18 protein-coding genes are annotated in these 18,630 nt (G+C 64.2%); 5 read left to right on the top strand and 13 right to left on the bottom strand.

Annotated features, from left to right (window positions below):
- Positions 1 to 37: 37 nt before the first annotated feature.
- The 8 genes from ACEN8U_RS04495 to ACEN8U_RS04460 all read right to left on the bottom strand — a co-directional run bounded on the left by ACEN8U_RS04495 (position 38) and on the right by ACEN8U_RS04460 (position 9,474).
- Positions 38 to 1,453, bottom strand: a complete 1,416-nt coding sequence (locus ACEN8U_RS04495; protein ID WP_310108679.1) for an aspartate aminotransferase family protein — start codon at positions 1,451 to 1,453, stop codon at positions 38 to 40.
- Positions 1,454 to 1,486: 33 nt separating this feature from the next.
- Entirely contained in the window at positions 1,487 to 2,989 is a 1,503-nt protein-coding gene (locus ACEN8U_RS04490; protein WP_310108682.1) for an NAD-dependent succinate-semialdehyde dehydrogenase, read from the bottom strand.
- Between the two features lie 143 nt (positions 2,990 to 3,132).
- Entirely contained in the window at positions 3,133 to 3,624 is a 492-nt protein-coding gene (locus tag ACEN8U_RS04485) for an Lrp/AsnC family transcriptional regulator (protein ID WP_310108685.1), read from the bottom strand.
- Positions 3,625 to 3,629: 5 nt separating this feature from the next.
- Positions 3,630 to 4,658, bottom strand: coding sequence for a N(2)-acetyl-L-2,4-diaminobutanoate deacetylase DoeB (gene doeB, locus ACEN8U_RS04480; protein WP_310108687.1), 1,029 nt, complete (start codon positions 4,656 to 4,658; stop codon positions 3,630 to 3,632).
- 5 nt (positions 4,659 to 4,663) lie between these two features.
- The gene (gene doeA, locus ACEN8U_RS04475; protein WP_310108690.1) at positions 4,664 to 5,890 is read right to left on the bottom strand and encodes an ectoine hydrolase DoeA; all 1,227 of its coding nucleotides are present in this window, start codon (positions 5,888 to 5,890) and stop codon (positions 4,664 to 4,666) included.
- 9 nt (positions 5,891 to 5,899) lie between these two features.
- Positions 5,900 to 6,901 carry a cyclodeaminase gene (locus tag ACEN8U_RS04470; protein WP_310108693.1) on the bottom strand — a complete coding sequence of 334 codons (1,002 nt, stop codon included), beginning with the start codon at positions 6,899 to 6,901 and terminating at the stop codon, positions 5,900 to 5,902.
- Positions 6,898 to 7,902: a hydroxyectoine utilization dehydratase EutB gene (gene eutB, locus ACEN8U_RS04465; protein WP_310108694.1), complete on the bottom strand. Its 1,005-nt coding sequence runs from the start codon at positions 7,900 to 7,902 to the stop codon at positions 6,898 to 6,900. Before eutB ends, ACEN8U_RS04470 begins: the two co-directional genes overlap by 4 nt.
- Before the next feature lie 174 nt (positions 7,903 to 8,076).
- Positions 8,077 to 9,474: a PLP-dependent aminotransferase family protein gene (locus tag ACEN8U_RS04460; protein ID WP_310108697.1), complete on the bottom strand. Its 1,398-nt coding sequence runs from the start codon at positions 9,472 to 9,474 to the stop codon at positions 8,077 to 8,079.
- 311 nt (positions 9,475 to 9,785) lie between these two features.
- Here ACEN8U_RS04460 and ehuB point away from each other — a divergent pair, with 311 nt between their 5' ends.
- From ehuB to ehuA, 4 genes are all read left to right on the top strand, one after another.
- Positions 9,786 to 10,640, top strand: coding sequence for an ectoine/hydroxyectoine ABC transporter substrate-binding protein EhuB (gene ehuB / locus ACEN8U_RS04455; RefSeq protein ID WP_013590823.1), 855 nt, complete (start codon positions 9,786 to 9,788; stop codon positions 10,638 to 10,640).
- A gap of 85 nt (positions 10,641 to 10,725) precedes the next feature.
- Positions 10,726 to 11,385 carry an ectoine/hydroxyectoine ABC transporter permease subunit EhuC gene (ehuC, locus tag ACEN8U_RS04450; protein WP_310108700.1) on the top strand — a complete coding sequence of 220 codons (660 nt, stop codon included), beginning with the start codon at positions 10,726 to 10,728 and terminating at the stop codon, positions 11,383 to 11,385.
- Positions 11,382 to 12,041 carry an ectoine/hydroxyectoine ABC transporter permease subunit EhuD gene (gene ehuD, locus ACEN8U_RS04445; RefSeq protein WP_310108702.1) on the top strand — a complete coding sequence of 220 codons (660 nt, stop codon included), beginning with the start codon at positions 11,382 to 11,384 and terminating at the stop codon, positions 12,039 to 12,041. Before ehuC ends, ehuD begins: the two co-directional genes overlap by 4 nt.
- A gap of 62 nt (positions 12,042 to 12,103) precedes the next feature.
- Positions 12,104 to 12,931: an ectoine/hydroxyectoine ABC transporter ATP-binding protein EhuA gene (gene ehuA / locus ACEN8U_RS04440; RefSeq protein WP_310108704.1), complete on the top strand. Its 828-nt coding sequence runs from the start codon at positions 12,104 to 12,106 to the stop codon at positions 12,929 to 12,931.
- Positions 12,932 to 12,973: 42 nt separating this feature from the next.
- Here the strand turns inward: ehuA and ACEN8U_RS04435 are convergent, their stop codons facing one another.
- The 5 genes from ACEN8U_RS04435 to ACEN8U_RS04415 form a co-directional block, all read right to left on the bottom strand.
- Positions 12,974 to 14,377: an MFS transporter gene (locus tag ACEN8U_RS04435; protein WP_413657370.1), complete on the bottom strand. Its 1,404-nt coding sequence runs from the start codon at positions 14,375 to 14,377 to the stop codon at positions 12,974 to 12,976.
- Positions 14,378 to 14,516: 139 nt separating this feature from the next.
- A complete protein-coding gene (locus ACEN8U_RS04430) occupies positions 14,517 to 15,281 on the bottom strand; it encodes an NTP transferase domain-containing protein (RefSeq protein WP_013590828.1) in 765 nt (254 codons plus the stop codon).
- Positions 15,282 to 15,310: 29 nt separating this feature from the next.
- Positions 15,311 to 16,342 (bottom strand): lysylphosphatidylglycerol synthase domain-containing protein, encoded by a 1,032-nt coding sequence (locus ACEN8U_RS04425; RefSeq protein ID WP_310108709.1) that lies wholly within the window; start codon positions 16,340 to 16,342, stop codon positions 15,311 to 15,313.
- Positions 16,339 to 17,181, bottom strand: a complete 843-nt coding sequence (locus ACEN8U_RS04420) for a 2OG-Fe(II) oxygenase family protein (RefSeq protein WP_310108711.1) — start codon at positions 17,179 to 17,181, stop codon at positions 16,339 to 16,341. The genes ACEN8U_RS04425 and ACEN8U_RS04420 overlap by 4 nt, the downstream gene beginning before the upstream one ends.
- Before the next feature lie 8 nt (positions 17,182 to 17,189).
- Entirely contained in the window at positions 17,190 to 17,891 is a 702-nt protein-coding gene (locus ACEN8U_RS04415; protein ID WP_013590831.1) for a CDP-alcohol phosphatidyltransferase family protein, read from the bottom strand.
- A gap of 267 nt (positions 17,892 to 18,158) precedes the next feature.
- On the opposite strand from ACEN8U_RS04415, the gene ACEN8U_RS04410 reads away from it, so the two are divergent.
- The gene (locus tag ACEN8U_RS04410) at positions 18,159 to 18,617 is read left to right on the top strand and encodes a hypothetical protein (RefSeq protein WP_368576717.1); all 459 of its coding nucleotides are present in this window, start codon (positions 18,159 to 18,161) and stop codon (positions 18,615 to 18,617) included.
- Positions 18,618 to 18,630 lie beyond the last annotated feature (13 nt).

Here is an 18,630-nt window from a genome sequence, read left to right as displayed (position 1 = left end):
CGAGTGCTGCGGCACACAAAGAGGCGCACGGCCTTACTCAAACGGCAGCAGCCGGCGTGAGGACCTGCGAGGCGACTTCGTCCACCGCGGCGCGCGCGAGCCGCACGATCTCGTCGACATCGGCACGCGAAGTCACGAGCGGCGGCGCGAAGCCGAGAATGTCGCCGTGCGGCATGGCGCGCGCGATCAACCCGCGCTGCAGTGCAGCAGCCGACACGCGCGGACCGACTTTCAGTGCCGGATCGAACGGCCGGCGCGCATCCTTGTCGGCCATGAATTCGAGCGCGGCCAGCATGCCCGCGCCGCGCACTTCGCCGACGAGCGGATGCGAATCGAATGCGGCATGCAGCTGTTCAAGCAGGTACGCGCCGGTTTGCGCGGCGTTTTGCGTCAGATTCTCGCGCTCGAGGATATCGAGGTTCGCCAGCGCCGCGGCCGCGCAGATCGGGTGTCCCGAGTAGGTCCAGCCGTGACCCATTGGACCGAATTCCTGCGAAGCCTTGTCGATCACATCCCACACACCCTCGCTCACAATCACGCCGGAGAGCGGCGCATAGGCGCTCGTCAGTCCCTTTGCGACCGTGATGAGGTCCGGCGTGATGCCGTAGTGCTGCGCGCCCATCTTCGAACCGAGGCGGCCGAAACCGCATACCACTTCGTCGCAGATGAGCAGAATGTCGTGCCGCTTCAGCACTTGCTGGATCGCGGGCCAATAGCCCGCTGGCGGCGGCAGAATGCCGCCCGTGCCCATGACCGGTTCGCCGATAAATGCAGCGATGGTGTCGGCGCCTTCGCGCGCGATCAGCTGTTCGAGTTCCTCGACGCAGTATGCGACGAACTGCGTTTCGTTCATGCCGGCCGGCGCGTTGCGATACCAGTGCGGACATGTGGTGTGCTTGACGCGTTCGATTGGCAGGTCGAAATATTGATGGAAGCTCGGCAGACCGGTCAGGCTGCCTGTGACGATGCCCGAGCCGTGATAGCCGCGCTGCCGCGAGATGATTTTCTTCCTGTTTGGCCGCCCCTTCACGTTGTTGTAGTACCAGACGAGCTTGATCTGCGTTTCGTTTGCATCCGAACCGGACATGCCGTAATAGACTTTCTTCATGCCTTGCGGCGCCCACTCGATGATGCGCGAAGACAGCTCGATAATCGTATCGGTCGAGTGGCCGACATACGTATGGTAGTAAGCGAGTTTCTTCGCCTGCTCGTAGATTGCCTCGGCAACCTCAGTGCGGCCATAACCGATGTTCACGCAGTAGAGTCCCGCGAATGCGTCGATAAAAGACCGGCCCTCGTGGTCTTCTATGCGAATGCCTTTCGCGCCCGTCACGATCCGCCCCGGCAGCGCGCCGCTCGCATGGTCGTGAGCATGCGTCGAAGGATGCATGAAATGCGCGCGGTCGGCACTGAAAAGCTGATCGAGTTGCTGGCGTTGTTCGAACTGAGTCATGGAGTGCTCCTTCGTTGAATTCATGAATTCGGGTTATGCGGCGGCGGCGCTGCGAGCAGGAAGATTCACGGTCAGCGGCAAGCCGAGCTGGCCGAGGCAGAAATAGCGCGTCTCGACAAACGGCTCGAAGCCCTCGGCACCGCCTTCGCGGCCGAGCCCCGACGATTTGATGCCGCCAAAGGGAATCGGCGCACCGGTAAACCTCGCGCCGTTCACGGAGACCATGGCGAAGTCGAGACGGCGAATCAGTTGAAAGACCGTGTTCAGATCGCGCGAACAGACGTAAGCGGCGAGACCGTACTCTGTGTCGTTCGCGCGCTCGATTACCTCGTCGAGCGAATCGAAGGGCGTCAGCGCGGAAATCGGCGCGAAGTTTTCCTCGTCGTAAATGCGCATGCCGGGCGCGGCGTCGGCCACCACGGTCGGCTCGAAGAACCAGCCGCCGCGTTCATGCGCCGCCCCGCCCACCGTGATGCGCGCGCCCTTCGCCTGCGCGTCCGCGACGCGCCGCACGGTCGTGTCGAATGCGGCCTGGTGCATCAGCGGGCCGACGTCCACGTCGGCTTCGAATGCCGAGCCGACTTTCAAGGCGCGAACCGCATCGCTGTAGCGTGCGACGAACGCCTCGTACAGCGCACGCGCAACGAAAATGCGATTCGCCGCGCAGCAGTCCTGACCAGAAGTCTGGAATTTGGCGGCGACCGCAACGCGCACGGCCTGATCCAGATCGGCGTCTTCGGCCACGATGAAAGGCGCGTTGCCGCCCAACTCGAGCGCCGTCTTCTTGATGCCGGCGTTCGCCACGGCTTGCATGACGAGCGCGCCGACGCGAGTCGAACCGGTGAAGCTCACTGAGCGAACACGCGGATCGCCCACGAGCGTTTGCATCGCCATCTGCGGCTCGCCTAGCACCACATTGAACACGCCCGCAGGAAAACCGGCCTCTTCGGCGAGTTGAGCGAGCGCGAGCGCCGAGAACGGCGTTTCATGCGCAGGCTTCACCACCACCGTACAGCCCGCCGCGAGCGCGGCAGCCGCCTTGCGCGTGATCATTGCGCATGGAAAATTCCACGGCGTGATCAAGGCCGCAACGCCGACGGGCTCGATCACCGTGCCGAGCTGCGCGCCGTCGATATGCGTGGGAATCGTGCGGCCATTCAGGCGCCGTACTTCATGCGCGAACCATTCGACGAAACTCGCGCCATACGCAATCTCGCCGCGTGCTTCGGCAAGCGGCTTGCCTTGTTCCAGCGAGAGAATGGCGGCGAGGTCGTGCTGATGGCGCAGGATCAGTTCATGCCAGCGCAGCAGCAACGACGCGCGTTGCGCCACCGGCAACCAGCGCCACGCGGAAAAGGCGCGCTGCGCGGCGTCGACTGCCTCGGTGATCTGCGCCGCGTCCAGCATCGGCACATGGCCGAGCACCTGCTGGTCCGCGGGGTTGCGCACCTCGATACTGGCTGCGCTCGCGCTGTGCACCCAGCGCCCGTCGACGTAGCACAGCGATTTGAACAGAACCGGATGGCCCAGCAACATGACGATCTCCTGTGTGCAATGTATGCCTGTCACTGTACGTGGCGCGGCGTTGCAGTTTTTTCGGTTCGCGCATGCTGAGACCCGCTTTTTTTCCGTAATTCGCAGCGGCACGTTGTGTTTTTCCGGCCGCTTCGCGGCGCATCTCACGTCTCGTCGCCGAAGGCTTCGCCGGCCCAGTCGGGCACACCTTCCGGCATGCTCTTCACGACCTTCGTGACGATGTAGGTGAAGTACTTCTCAATACCCAACTCCGCCGTGAGCAATGAGTCGATAAAGCGTTGATAGTGGTCGATGTCGCGCGACATCACATGCATCACATAGTCGACACCACCGCCTGTTGCATGGCATTGCACGACTTCCGGCGATGCGCCGATGCGTTCCTCAAAGCGCCGCATATCCTGCGCGGTGTGGCGCGCGAGCGTCACCTCGACTACCACGCGGGCGCCCTTGAACGCGCGCAACCAGTCGACGTCGGCGCGATACCCGCGAATCACGCCACTGTCTTCCAGGCGCTTGACGCGCTCCCACGCCGGTGAAATCGACAGGTTGATGTCTTCCGCGAGGCGCGACTTCGTGATGCGTCCGTCGCGCGCCAGAATGCGCAGAATCGCCAGGTCATAGCGGTCGAGCTTCATCGCGCTCAGACGCTCACCGGTATGCCGCGCTCGACGACGTCGGCCACCACCGCAACCGTATCGCCGATGCGCACAAGGCCCGGAAAATGCCGCGCCGCGAGCAGTCCGCTACGGCGCGCGCGATAGTCCACCGGCGCGATGCCTGTGCGCGACGCATCGTAAATCCGCGCGATCACCTCGCCGCTTTCCACCGCATCGCCCAGGTCCTTGCACATCTCGAGCAGCCCGTCGTGCTCGCTCGTGGTGAAGCAGCTACCGTCGGGCATATCGAGCAGAGTCGTGGTGCGCGCGGTTTGGTCATGCCTGTACGGCTGCGCTGCGAGGATGCCGGCGTGCTGCAGAAAACCACGCACGCCGCGAGCGGCGACCGCCACGCTGGCCGCCGTGGCCGTGCCGCCACCGCCGAGTTCGGTCGAGACGAACACCTTGCCGGCTTCCTCGGCTGCGGTATCGAAGAGTCCCACGCTGTCCAGTTCGAGCAGACGCATCGAGTACGGCGCGCCGAACGCACGCATCGCGGCTTCGCAGCGCGCCTGCTGGCGCTCGTCGGAGAGCAGATGAATCGCGGCGAACGGCAAGAAGTCGAGCGTGCGGCCGCCTGCGTGCAGATCGAGGACGTAGTCCGCGAGCGGCAATAGATGGCGCTGAAAATAATCGGCGATCTTCTCGGTGACGGTGCCGTCCGGCCTGCCCGGAAAACTGCGGTTCAGATTGCCGCGGTCGATCGGCGACGTGCGGCTGCCCGCACGAAACGCCGGGTAGTTCATGAAGGGCACGATAATGACGCGGCCCTTCACATCCTCAGCTTTGAGCGTCGACGCGAGCTTCGAGAGCGCGATCGGCCCCTCGTATTCGTCGCCGTGATTGCCGCCCGTCAGCAGCGCGGTCGGGCCGTCGCCGTTGCGAATCACCGTGACTGGGATCATCACGGCGCCCCACGCGGAGGCGTCATGAGAATGCGGCAGTTTCAGGAAGCCGTGCTGTTCGCCGTCGGTATGAAAATCCACCGTTGGCTGAATGGGCGATGCGCGCATATGCACTACTCCTTCACGAACAGCTTGCGCGGGGTGTTGCAGAAGGTCTCGACGCCGTTCTCCGTGATCAGGATGCTTTCGGTAATTTCGAGGCCCCAATCGTCGAGCCATAAGCCCGGCATGAAGTGAAAAGTCATGCCCGGTTCGAGGACCGTCTTGTCCCCCGGCCGCAGGCTCATGGTTCGCTCGCCCCAATCCGGCGGATAGCTCGCGCCGATGGGATAGCCACAGCGGCTGTTCTTCTCGATGCCGTATTTGTGCAGGACAGCGAAGAATGCATGGGCAATGTCCTCACACGTGTTGCCGGGTTTCGCCGCGGCGAGCCCCGCCTCGATGCCTTCCACTACCGCGCGTTCACCGTCGATGAAATGCTTCGGCGGCTTGCCGAGAAACACGGTACGCGACTGCGGGCAGTGATAGCGCCTGAAGCACCCGGCGATCTCGAAGAACGTGCCCGCCCCTTTGACGAACGGCGTGTCGTCCCACGTGAGATGCGGCGCCGCGGCGTCGGCGCCGGTCGGCAGCAACGGCACGATGGCCGGATAGTCGCCGCCATGACCCTGCACACCGCGAATCCCCGTGGAATAGATGTCGGCGACCAGATCGTTCTTGCCCATGCCCGGCTCGATTCGCTCGACAATGCGCTCATGCATCGCCTCGACAATGCGCGCGGCCACGCGCATGTATTCGATTTCGCGCGGCGACTTCACCGCACGTTGCCAGTTCACGAGGCCGGTCGCGTCGTACCATGTCGCTTTGGGCAGATGCTCGACGAGCGAACGGTATGCCGCCGCGCTGAAATAGTAGTTATCCATTTCGACGCCTATCCTCAGCGCGCCCCAGCCGCGTGCCTCGATCACATCGCGCGCGAGGTAATCCATCGGATGACGCACGGCGGACTGAACATAATGATCGGGATAACCAACTATATGGTCATGCCGCATGAAGACCGTTCGTTTTGCGCCGTTCGCGTCCTGACCGCGGCCGAACCATACCGGCTCGCCGTCAAGCGCGAGCAGCACGCATTGGTGGACGTAGAACGACCAGCCGTCGTAGCCGGTGAGCCAGGCCATGTTGGTCGGATCCGACACGATCAGCAGTTCGATCCCGGCGGCCTGCATCGCCTTGCGCGTCTTCGCGATACGCGCGACGTATTCGGCCGGTTCGAACGGCAGGCGCACAGCCGGAGCCTGATCGCTCGCATTGCGTTCCAGTTGAGTTGTCTCGGACATCATCCCCTCTTAGCGCTGCACATCGTTACGGAAGATCATTCCTGCGGTGGCGTCACGCGCACGCTGCAAGGCGAGCGCGGCAATCGCCGTGTCCTGCGCGCCCGTGCCGGTGAGATCGCAGAGCGTCACGTCGGCATCGCTCGCCCGGCCCACCGCTTTGCCGGCGATGACTTCGCCCAGCTCCGCGATCCCGGCGTCGGCCTTGACCGCGCGCGCAGCCAGCGCGTGATGCAGTTCGCCGAGCACACGCGTTTGCTGCACCCGGTCGCAGATGTAGCGCGCCGCGGCCAGCGCAGCCGGCGCAATTTCGTTCTTGTGTTCGGCATCCGAGCCCATTGCGGTGATATGCAAGCCGGCGTGCAGGTGCTTTGCTTCGATCAGCGGCGTACGGCTCGGCGTCGTCGCGATGGCGACATCGGCTTCGGCAAGCGCGTGAGCAACATCTCGCGCGGCTTCGCAGCGCACGCCGAGCTTGGCCGCCGTCTCTTCGGCGAAGCGCTGGGCGTTGGAAGGATTGCGAGCCCACACGCGCACATGTTCGACACGGCGCACCAGCATCAGCGCCTGCAATTGCAGACGCGCCTGCTCGCCCGCACCGAGCACCGCCACTTGCGGCGTCTCCTGTCTCGCGAGCCAGCGCGCGGCAACCGCGCCCGCAGCCGCGGTTCGCACAGCGGTCAGATAGCCGTTGTCCAGCAACACCGCTTCGGTCAAGCCGGTCTTCGCGGAGAGCACCAGCATCAAACCATTCAGGCTCGGCAAACCGAGCGTGGGGTTATTGAAAAAGCCCGGACTGACCTTGATCGCGAAACTGTCGAAGCGCGGCAGCCAGGCGGTCTTGACATCCACCTCGCCGTTTTGCGCCGGCAGATCGAGGCGCAGGACAGGCGGCATCGCGACGTCTTCGGTCGCCGACGCGAGGAAGGCCGCTTCGATCTGATCGATAGCCGCGAGGTCGAGCGGCACGAGTTCGCGAAGCTGCGCTTCGCCGAGCAATGTGATGGACGTCATGGCGTTTTGTGAGAATGGAATGGCGCGGGCACCGTGTGGACGATGCGGCGATGCAGATTGATGTCGATATTCGCGCCCGTCACGATGATGACGAGCGGGCCGCGTCGAGCACGCGTGTCCGGCAGCGCGCTGTCGAGCAATGCCGCAATGCCGACAGCCGCAGCGCCTTCCACGACGAGCCGCTCATGCCGATAGGCGTGGGCGATGCCGCGCGCGATGGAATCCTCGTCGAGCAGCAGTGCGTCATCGATGAAATCGCGCGTAAGCCGATACGTATAGCGGTTTTCAAGGCCGATCCCGCCACCAAGCGAATCGGCCAGCGTATCGACTTCTTCCACGAGCACGGGCCGGCCGGCCGCCAGACTCGCATGCATGGCGGCGCCGCGCGCCATCGTCACGCCGCTCATGCGAATCGCGCGATTCGCGCTTCGGGCCGCCAACGCGACGCCGGCGAACAGGCCGCCACCCGACAACGGCACGACAATATGCGCGACGTCCGGCAAGGCTTCGACGATTTCCAGGCCGATGGTCGCCTGCCCCGCAATTACGCTTAAGTCGTCGAACGGCGGCACATAGGCGAAGCCCTCTTCGCGCGCGAGCCGCAGCGCTTCGCGCTCCGCGTCGTCCTGGCTTTTGCCCGCAATGCACACGCGTACGCCGAGCGCGCGCACCGCTCCGACCTTGTTCTCGGGCACGAGCGCCGACATGCAGACCGCCGCGTCGATACCGAGCGCACGCGCCGCATGCGCCACCGCGCGCCCATGATTTCCCGTCGATGCGGTCACGACCTGGCGGCAGCCGCGCTCGGCGAGGTCAGCCAGCGCGTTGGTCGCGCCGCGCAGCTTGAAACTGCCGGTCGGCTGCACGGTTTCGAGCTTGAGAAACACCGGTGCGCCCGCGATGGCAGACAGGCTCGGCGATTCGATGAGCGGCGTGCGCAACACGCGTCCCTCGATACGGCGACGCGCGCGGTAGACATCGGCCAGCGACAGAACGGACATGAACTCGGCCCTGCATCAAAGGAATTAATTCGATGCCTGCGCTGCTGCGCGACGACTGAAGCGTCATGCCGGCTGCGGCCGCATCGTTTCGAATGCAGCCCAGTCTAATGTTCTAAAAAACGATTTCTATTGTCCTAGTTCATTTCGCGAGCACCGCTCGAACGGGGCACGCGCTCAGGTGAAATCGTGCACTTGCGGATACTGCTCGAAAACCTCCCGCATCGTCTCCAGCGCGGCCTTGTAGGTTTCGTCGCTCACTTCGGCGCCCACGCATACGCGCACCGCACTCGGCCGCTCCGCTCCGCGCACGAGGAATGGATCGGCGGAAGTCACCGCAATGTCGCGATTGCGCAGTTCCCTGACGAGGCGGTCCGCCTGCCAGTGCTCCGGCACGCGCAGCCAGGCAGACAAGGCCTGCGGATGTGCACCCAGCACATAGGCGCCGAGCGTTTGCTGCAGCAGCGCCTGGCGTCGCCCTAAACGCTCGCGCTGAATCTGCACGAGACGCTCCGCTGTACCGTCGGCGATCCAGCGCGTCGCGACTTCGGCGATCGGCGAGGTCGCCATCCAGCTGCTCACGCGCAGCACGCTCTCCGCGCGCAACGCAAGCCGGCGCGGGGTAGTCAGATAACCGATGCGCAAGCCGGTCAGTACCGACTTCGTCATACTCGTGCAGTAAAACGACAACTCGGGAATGAGGCTCGCAATCGGCGTCGCCGGTTTGGCCGGCAATGGCCCGTAGACATCGTCCTCGATCACGTAGACGCCGTAACGCTCGGCAATGCGTGCAATTGCCCGGCGCCGCGAGTCCGGCATCATCGCGACTGTGGGGTTGTTCAGCGTGGGCGTGCAGACGAGCGCGCTGATCCGCTCGCTGTCGCACATCTCTTCGAAATGCTCCGGGTGGATGCCGTATTCGTCGATTTCCAGGCCTTTCAGCGTGAAGCCCAGCACGTTGGCCGAGCCGATTACGCCGTGATCGGTCAGGCTTTCGCACAGCACCGTATCCCCGGGGCCGACGAGCGAAGCAAGTGCGAGAAAGATGCCGTGCGCCGCGCCGTTCGTCACGAGCAGCGTATCCGCCGAAGCCGGCATGCCCAACGAAGCGAGCCACGCCACGCCCGCCTGCCGGTGATGTTCGAAGCCTGCAATGGGCCGGAACGCACGAATCCACGGCTGGTCGTCGAGGGTGGAAAGCGTCGCGCACACCTTGCGCCACATGGCGTCGTGTTCGGGCGTGTGGATGATGCGAGCGATTGAAAAGTCGACCACGGAGCGCTCGGCCGTATCGAGCATGTAGTTCGACATGGTCTCGGTGACCCGCGCCGCCACGAAGCTACCGCGGCCGACCTCGCAGCGGATCAATCCTTGCCGCTCCAGTTCCTTGTAGGCATTGGTCACGGTCTGCACGCTGATCGCCAGTTCGGCGGCGACGTCGCGCTGCGGCGGCAGGCGCGCGCCCGCAGGCAGCGAGGCGCTTTCGATATCGCCCGCAATCGCCTTGACCAGCCGTTTGTATTTCGACTCCACGCCGTGCACCGCGCGCACCGCATCACGCCACTGCCCGATCACTTGCGTCCTCCGTCATTCCGCTGTTGCGAGCCCGTGCGACAAGCTCTTGCTTTGTCGTCGTATACCCTTGCCTCACGCCCATTCAGAGAGCCGCCGCGCCGGGCATCGCCGTTTCCCATAGTGCCGCGAAACAGGCCCGGAAAATTATTGTCCTAGAGCAATCGGATTAAAAAATTGGCTTTGTATGCTGCATTCAGGGTTGCAGCAGGAGGCCTGGCAGGACGCGGCATCGGCGGCCCTTCGGGTTGGCGCGCGCATGATGCGTCGCGGCATTCATCACCTTATTCATTAGGTCACACAACGGAATCGATATGAAAGCGAAGCGCACTTCAGGATTGCTCGGAGCCCTCTGTGTCGCTGCCGCGACCCTGGCCGTGCCGGCGCAGCATGCGTCGGCGGAAACGACGTTGCAGCGCATCCAGCGCACTGGCGAAGTGCGTATCGGCTATGCGAACGAAGCACCGTTCGCCTACACCACGCCTGATGGCAAGGTGACAGGCGAATCCCCGGAAATCGCCCGCAAAATCTTCGCGAAGATGGGCGTGAAGAAAGTGGACGGCGTGCTGACCGAATGGGGCTCGCTGATTCCGGGCCTGCGCGCGGGCCGTTTCGACGTCATTGCGGCCGGCATGTACATCACGCCGGAGCGCTGCAAGCAGGTCGCATTCGCCAATCCGCAGTACCAGATTCAGGACACGTTGCTCGTGCCCAAGGGCAACCCGAAGAACCTTCATAGCTACGCGGATATCGGTAAGCAACCGGACCTCAAGCTCGCAGTCATGGCCGGCGCGGTGGAGCTCGCCAACTCGCGCGATGCCGGTGTGAAAGACGCGCAGTTCATGCAGGTGCCGGATACGACCGCGCAATTGCAGGCCGTGCGCGCACGCCGCGCCGACGCCGCAGCCGGCACCGCGCTCACCATGAAGGGCCTCGCCGCGAAAGCCTCCGACCAGGTCGAGGTCGTGGCGAACTTCACCGACGACGCAAAGCACACCGGCTATGGCGCGCTCGCATTCCGTCCCGAAGACACGGACTTGCGCGATGCGGTCAACAAGCAGTTGCACGACTGGCTCGGCACACCCGACCATCTTCAAACCGTCGCGCCGTTCGGTTTCGACAAGACCAATCTGACGACGCGCACCGCCGCCGACATCTGCGGCAAATAAGCGAATCTGGAGGCGCCAGCGAGTGCTAGCGCCGACTTTTAAGGCGTGTGCGGCGCACACGCCGTCATGCAAGCGAGGATCCGCCATGCGTGAATTGCTTCCCCTGCTGCTGCAAGGCACGCTCGTGACGATCGAGATCGCCGCCTGTGCGACGGTCCTTGCAATCGTCATGGCGTTCGTCGCCACCGCCGCCAAGCTCGCGCCCTGGGCGCCGCTGCGCTGGCTCGGCAACGCTTACGTCGAGATATTCCGCGGCACCTCGTTGCTCGTGCAACTATTCTGGTTTTTCTTCGTGCTTCCGCTGCCGCCGTTTCGCATCGAAATGACGCCGTTTACCGTCGCTATCGTCGGACTGGGTTTGCATTACGGCGCATACGGTTCGGAGATTCTGCGCGGCGCGCTGCGCTCAGTGCCCGGCGGACAGTTCGAAGCCGCGCTCGCGCTGAACCTGTCGCCGCTCACCCGCATGCGCCGCATCGTATTGCCGCAGGCAATGATCAACGCGCTGCCGCCCGCCACCAATCTGATGATCGAGCTGCTGAAAGGCACCTCGCTCGTATCGCTCATCACCTTGTCCGATCTGACGTTTCGCGCGCGGCAACTCGACGAGGCGACCTTCAGGACCGCGGAAATTTTCATGCTGACGCTTGTGATTTACTTCGTGCTCGCGCAGGTTCTGGTTGCGTTGATGCGGCATTTCGAGCGCCGCGTGAGCCACGGCATTCTGCAGAGGGCCGCCCGATGAACAGCTTCTTCGATCTGCATTACGCCGGGCAGATTCTGCCTGCGCTGCTGCGCGCATCGATCTATACCATCTTTATCACGTTGATCGGTTTCGCCATCGCGCTCGTCCTCGGGCTCGTGCTGGCCGTCCTGCGGCGCAGCCCCGTCAAGGCGGTATCGCGCACCGTGGGCTTTATCGTCGAATTCATTCGCAGCACGCCGTTGCTGATTCAGGTGTACGTACTTTTTTATGTGCTGCCGGTGTATGGCATCACGATGTCGGCATTGACGGCGGGCACGGTCGGTATCGCGCTGCACTATGCGTGCTACACGTCGGAGGTGTACCGCGCGGGCCTGAACGGCGTGGCGCGCGGCCAGTGGGAGGCGGCCTGCGCGCTGTCGTTGTCGCCGTGGCGCACCTACCGCGGCGTGATTTTGCCGCAGGCGATCCGTCCGGTGATTCCCGCGCTCGGCAACTATCTGGTCGCGATGTTCAAGGACACGCCGGTGCTCTCGGCGATTACCGTCGTCGAATTGATGCAGCAGGCCAAGAACATCGGCTCGGAGACATTCCGCTACCTTGAGCCGATCACGCTCGCCGGCATTTTCTTCCTGCTGATCAGCGTGACCTTCGCGCAACTTGTGCGGCGGCTCGAATACGGTTTGAGGTTGCCATGACCGTGAAGACCGACGTCGACGCCCTTACGCCGCCACATTCTGCCTTTGCCGTGGAGAACCCGATGAAACGAGACGATCCCGCTTCCGTACTGGAGCCGCAGGCCGGCGTGCCGGGCGAGGCGCCCATGGTGCGCTTCGTCGGCGTCACGAAGCGCTATGGCGCGCTCACGGTGCTCGACGAACTTGACCTGGACATTGGCCGCAACGAGAAAGTCGCGATCATCGGTCCGAGCGGGTCGGGCAAGTCGACGCTGTTGCGCGTGCTGATGACACTGGACCCGCTCACGGGCGGCATGATCGAAGTGGACGGCGAACCGCTCACGCATATGCGAAAGAACGGCGAACTGGTGCCCGCATCGCCGAAACATCTGCGGCGCGTGCGCAGCAAGATCGGCATGGTGTTTCAAAGCTTCAATCTGTTTCCGCACATGACGGCGCTCGCCAACACGATAGAAGCGCCGATGCAGGTGCTCGGCCTCTCGCGCAAGGAGGCGACCGAGCGGGCGCGCGATCTGTTGTCGCTCGTCGGACTCGAGGACAAATGCAATCACTATCCGTCGCAGTTATCCGGCGGCCAGCAACAGCGCGTGGCGATCGCGCGGGCGCTTGCCATGCGGCCCAAGGTGTTGCTGTTCGACGAAGTGACTTCCGCGCTCGACCCCGAATTATGCGGCGAAGTGCTGAACGTGATTCGGCGCCTCGGCAGCGAGCACAACCTGACCATGCTGATGGTGACGCATCAAATGGGTTTCGCACGCGAATTCGCGGACCGTGTGTGCTTTTTCTCGCAAGGCAAGATCATCGAGCAGGGACCGCCGCAGCAGTTCTTCAGCGCCCCACAGCATGAGCGCACGCAGCAGTTCCTGCGCGCGGTGAAGGAAGCGGTGTAGCGCTGTCGCGGGCTTCGCGCCGCTTCACGCCGCTTGACGCGATCACGCACTGCCGCGCCGGCCGCGTGCGATCTCGTCGCCGGCGCCGCGCGGCAGGCGTGCGGTGACCGGAATCGACAGAAACGAGAACAGGCCAACCACGAGGAACGCCGGCCAGAAGTCGGAGAAAACGATGCTCGAATGGCCCTGCAGGTTGTGCGAGATCTGCAGCACGATGCCCGCGATGGTCACGCCGAGCCCGAGCGAAAGCTGCTGGATCACACTGGCGACGCTCGTTGCGCGGCCCACGTCTCGGCTGGGAATGTCGGCATACGCCAGCGTGTTCAGCGAAGTGAACTGAAGCGACGGAAAGAAACCGCCGAACAGCACGACGCACCAGATCAGCCAATGCGGCGTGCCGGGAAAGAACAAGCCGTAAATCGCTATGGCCACGCCCGCGCAGCCCGCATTGAACATGAGCACCGTGCGAAAACCGAATCGTTCGAGGATGCGCGAGGCCGCCGCCTTCATGAAAATCGAGCCGAACGCCGACGCGCAGGTAATCGAGCCCGACACGAACGCCGTCATGCCAAGCCCTTCCTGCAACGCAAGCGGCAACAGAAAGGGCACGGCGCCCAAGCCGATGCGAAAGAGCGACCCGCCTGCCACGCTCGCGTGAAAGCTCGGAATGCGCAAGAGGCGCAGATCGAGCACCGGCAATTCGACGCGATTCGCGTACAGCACGTAAATGAAGAGCAGCACGACACCCACCGCGCACATGCCGAACGACACCGTGTTCGACACCAGCTCGCCGCCCACGAGCGAAAGCCCGAGCATGAAGAGCGACGCGCCGCTCGCGGACAGCAGAAAGCCGATCCAGTCGAGCCGTCCGGGATGCGCTTCGCGCACATTGGCGATGTGCTTATTGGCGAGCCAGATGCCGAGCAGGCCAATCGGAATGTTGACGAAGAAAATCAGGCGCCAATGCAGATACGTCGTGATGAAGCCGCCGAGCGGCGGACCGACCACGGGCCCGAGCAGCGCCGGCACCGTCAGATAATTGACCGCGCGTATGAAGTCCGACTTCGGCACGGAGCGAAAGATGATGATGCGGCCCACCGGAACCATCATCGCGCCGCCAATGCCCTGCACGAAGCGCGCGACCACGAACATGCCGAGCGACGTCGACGCCGCGCACATCAGCGAGCCGGCCATGAAGATGCCGATGGCCGTGCGAAACACCGTGCGCGAACCAAAGCGGTCCGCGACCCAGCCGCAAATCGGAATGAAGACGCCGAGGCCGATCACATACGCCGTGACGGCCAGCTTCAGGGTGATGGGATCCTGGCCGAGATCGCGGGCCAGCACAGGCAGCGACGTCACGATAACCGTGCCGTCCACGTTTTCCATGAACATCGCGCACGCGACGATCAGCGGAACAATGAAAGCGCCTAAAGCGAAGGGCATTGGCTGGGCGACGGGTGACAAGGCCGTCGCGTCGATATAAAGCGTCGATTATGGCATTGCAGCGGCAACGAATGTTGCGCCGATCCCCTGCAAAGCCATTTCACGACGAAGAGCCGGCATAAAGCCGGCTCTGCGCGATTCAGCGAGACGCGCTGACGAGCGGCTGCAGCTGCGGCAGGATCTCGGTCGTGGCGCGCGCCACGTCGTTCGGGAAGTCGATTTCGATCCACGGGGCGCCGGTCACGTCGGCGGTATCGAACACCTGGCTGCGCTCGAGCAACAGATCGCGCACGGCTTCCTCGTGCGGCATGTTCGCCCGGCCGCTGTCGATATAACCCGCCACGATTTGCGCAAAGCGCCGCGCCGTTTCTTCGCGGAAGCGGAAAAAGCCGACCGATTCGCCGATGGTGTCGTATTCCAGATTCACCGCGAGCTGCTTGCGCAACTCGACCGGCACGCCGTCTTTCAGACAGAGCTTGACGGGCTCGTCGCCGGTTTCGAAATCGCGGTCGATCAGCAGGCGGTTGACCGTTTCGCCCGCCACCAGCGCGGCCAGAATGCGCTCGTCGTACAGCACGTCGGCGTCCATCAGCAGCACGTCGCCGCCGCGCGTCAGCGCCTCGGCGACCGTGTGCACCGTCAGCACGCTGCCCAGATCGTAGCGCGTGTTGAGCACGGTTTCGACCTCGTGCGGCCAGTCGATGCGCGCCAGCTCCGCCTGCACCGACTCCGGCTGAAAGCCGAGCGCCAGCACGACTTCGGTCACGCCGGCGGTTTCCAGCATGTGCAGGTGCCGTTCGAGCAGGCTCATGCCGTCGAACTGCAACAGGCACTTCGGGAACTGGGCTTCCGGCGGTTGCTGGAGACGCAGGCCGAGGCCCGCAGCGAGGATGATGGCACGCATGCGTGGTCCTTTTGAAAAGATACGGGAGTTTAATCGACGGCGGGAACGCGCCCAAGGGCACGCCGCCGCTGCCAGCTTCGTTCGCTGAAATGCAACACCAGGAGGCCCGGCAAGCCTAGCAGGATTTCGCGCGCGCGCTTGGCGAGCGAGAGCGCGAGCGCCGCGTCGGGCGGCAAACCTGCGAGGGGCGCGAGCAGCAGATAGCCGCCTTCCTGCACGCCGAGCGAGCCGGGAATCATGAAAGCCGCGCCACGAATCGCCTGACCGAGGCTTTCGAGCAGCAGCGCGTCGACCCAATCCACGGGATGGCCGAGAAAACGCAGCGCGAGCCACACTTCCACCGTCCCGACGATCCAGCCCGCGAGGCTGAGCGCGAAGCTCGCCGCCACGCGGCCGCGCTCGCGGTACATGGCCTGGACGGCGGCATCGACGGCTTCGGCGCGGGTCATGAGGCCGGACCAGTCGCGCTTGCCGAATACTTTGGAAAGCACGCCGAGCAGGCGGCCGAAGAGCCCGCGCCGCTGCGCATAATAGAAGCCGACGATCATGCCGCCGAGCACGGCCGTTGCAATCAGCGTGGCCGTTTGCAGATCGTGCAGCGCGCCGTGTGCGGCGTAAGCGCCGAACATCAGCAGCCCGAACAATGCAAAGATGATCTGCGCAAGCGCCTGCGCCGTCGTGCTCACGGTGATGGCCGCGGCCGCGTCGCGCATGCGCATGCCGCGTTGCGACAGTTGCCGCACCATCACGACCGGCCCGCCGATCTGGCCCGCGGGCAGCAGGCTGTTCACGGACTCGCCGATCCAGCGCGCGAACAGCGCGTCGCGCAGCGGCAACGGGTGATGATGAGGATGAGGCGCGCCCTCGCGGCGGCGCGGCAACAGCACGGAGATCGCGCCGGCGTCGAGCGCGAGCGGCACGACGTGGAACGCCGCCACGAGCGCAAGTCCCCAGCCGGCTGCCAGCAGCGTCGACACAACGGAACCGAAGCCCTGCCACGCGAGCAGGCCGACAAACAGCGCCGTCCCGATCGACAGCAGAATCAGGGCCGCGCGACTCATGCGCCGTCCTTGCCGCGCGCCTTCGCCCGAGTCATCTGGCGAAACACCTGGCGAAAGCCGAAGTACGCAATCGCGTCTTTCATGTTGGAAATGAAGCGGCGCCATGGACGCATGTTCGGGTCCGTGACGTATTCAAACGTGAGCGACACGCGCATTTCGTTCGGCCCGGCCGGCGTAATGCGATGGCGCAGCTTGTCGCCGTCGAAAAACACGAGGCCGCCCGGCGGAATCTGCACCGAGCCCGGTTGATCCGGCACATCCGGATTGCGCGTATGCAGTTCGTAGTCGAGCCGGCACGACGACTCGTCGATCACACCGAGCAGCAGCGTGTAGCGGCGGCCGTCGTAGTACGACGTATCGTAGTGCCAGCCGATGTGGTCGCCCGGCCGTGTGTAGTAATAGAGCGCGTAGGCATGCGGGTCGTCGGCCGGCGACACTTGCAGCTTGTCGCCGCTCAGTTGCTCGAGCCAGCCGATCAGCGCCTTCGAGCGATACAGTTCGGCGATGAACGGCGCCAGACGGTCGATCGTATGACGGCTCACGCTGCCGCCCTGCTTGTGGCCCGGCAGGTAATTGCGGTTCACTTCGTCGACGAGCGCACGCGCGCTGTGCACGAGCTGCGCGGTGATTTCCGGCGCGAGAAAGTCCTCCATATAGAGGAACGCGCCCTGGTCGGCGAAGTCCTTGCGCAGGCGCGCATTGTCGAATGCGCGGGTGCGGCTCGCCACCGCCCGGTCGGCGTCAGGCGCCACCGGAGGCGCCGTGGGTGCATCAACCGCAGCGACTGCATGTTCCTGAAGAGCCGTTGCCGTCACGTCGTCTTCGGCGGAAGTACTCACGTTAGGACTCATTTGCTCGCCCACGCCTGAGCCGTTTCGGAAGCCGCCGCGCCGGCCGCGGACGGCTTCGCGCTACGGCGCGCGACGCGCCAGTAGTCGACCATGACCCACACCGCAAAAAGCGGCGCGCCGATGGACGCGACCACGACGAACGGCATGACCACGCTCGTCAACGTGACGATGGGCAGCAGATACAACACGTCTTCCGTTTCGAAGCCGCCCACCGCGGCCTGCTTCGTGCCGGCCTTGCCCGCCATTTCCTCGATGCGCATGCGCAGGAAGAAAATCAGCGCGACCGCGACGCCGGCAACGGCGCCGAGCCAGCCCGCATCCACCGTGAACCCGCCGAGCGTCGACGCGCCCGCGCCGACACCCATGCCGACAAACAACATCACCGTGACGAGGGCGTCTGATGCGAGGTCGTAAAAATGACCGATGCGGCTCGACTTCCCGCCGATGCGCGCGAGCTCCCCGTCCGTATGGTCGACGAAATTGGACAACACGATCAGAACCGCGCCGGCATTGGCCCACGCAAAACCGCCGCGCGCGAGGCACAGCGCGCCCGCGACGCCGATCAGAAGGCGCAGCGTGGTCAGGTGATTAGGCGAGACCCGCGTGTTCACGAGCGGTGTCACGAGCCGGCGGGCAAGGCGCGCGTCCCACGTTCTGGGCGGCGCTACGTTAATTGGAGTAGGCGGTCTTGAATTCATAACCCGGAAATATATACGGGATCGAAAAAGATTGCTTTCTTCCTGTTAGTTTCTTCGCAGTCCGTGGGGTCGGCGAGGCGTCGCCGGTGGCCCGCACACGAAGCAGGATTTTCCGAATCGCGATAAAGTGCGAATCCTGTTGCGTCTATCCCGCCGGATCACTTCGATGTGCAACCTGTTCGAGGGCTCGCCGGCCGCGTTTTTGCGGCGCTGAGCGTTGTGAACACACTACATTGCGCCTCATCGAACCATGCCGCCGTCCTCGTTATGAAACGTCTTTTTCCGTCCGCCGCAGGGCATGCTTTGCGTTGCGCCGCCCTCGCCATCGCGGCCGGGGCGCTGCCGCCTGCCGCCTACGCGGCTGCGCTCGACACGCCGCTCACGTGCAACGAAACCGGCCATCAGTTCATCGCCGATCTGGCCGGGCAGCAACTGATCGATCCGAAGCCCACGCGGGTCGAAAGCAATTCGATCAATGCCTTCTCTCCCGCGCAAGGCGCGGACCTGACCGCATTCGGGTTCCACGTGTTTGCAGTGGTCGGCTACGAGAAGGACGACCCGATGTTTCGCGTGGGAGACGGCGAGCCGGTCGCGCGCTCGGCGTATGGCGTGGTGGTGTTCGGGAGCGAATCGAAGGTGCGGGACGCGGTGACGGCGGCGGGCGGCACCGCAATCGTGCACCGCGTGGCGCCGCTCATCACGGCGATTTTCTGCAAGCGCAGCTGAGGCGGCGCGTCGG

Origin of the sequence: Paraburkholderia phenoliruptrix, from assembly GCF_047325075.1 — a bacterium.
Taxonomy (GTDB): domain Bacteria; phylum Pseudomonadota; class Gammaproteobacteria; order Burkholderiales; family Burkholderiaceae; genus Paraburkholderia; species Paraburkholderia phenoliruptrix.
The sequence above is the reverse complement of the archived record's forward strand: the minus strand, read 5'-3'. Positions and strand labels throughout refer to the sequence as shown.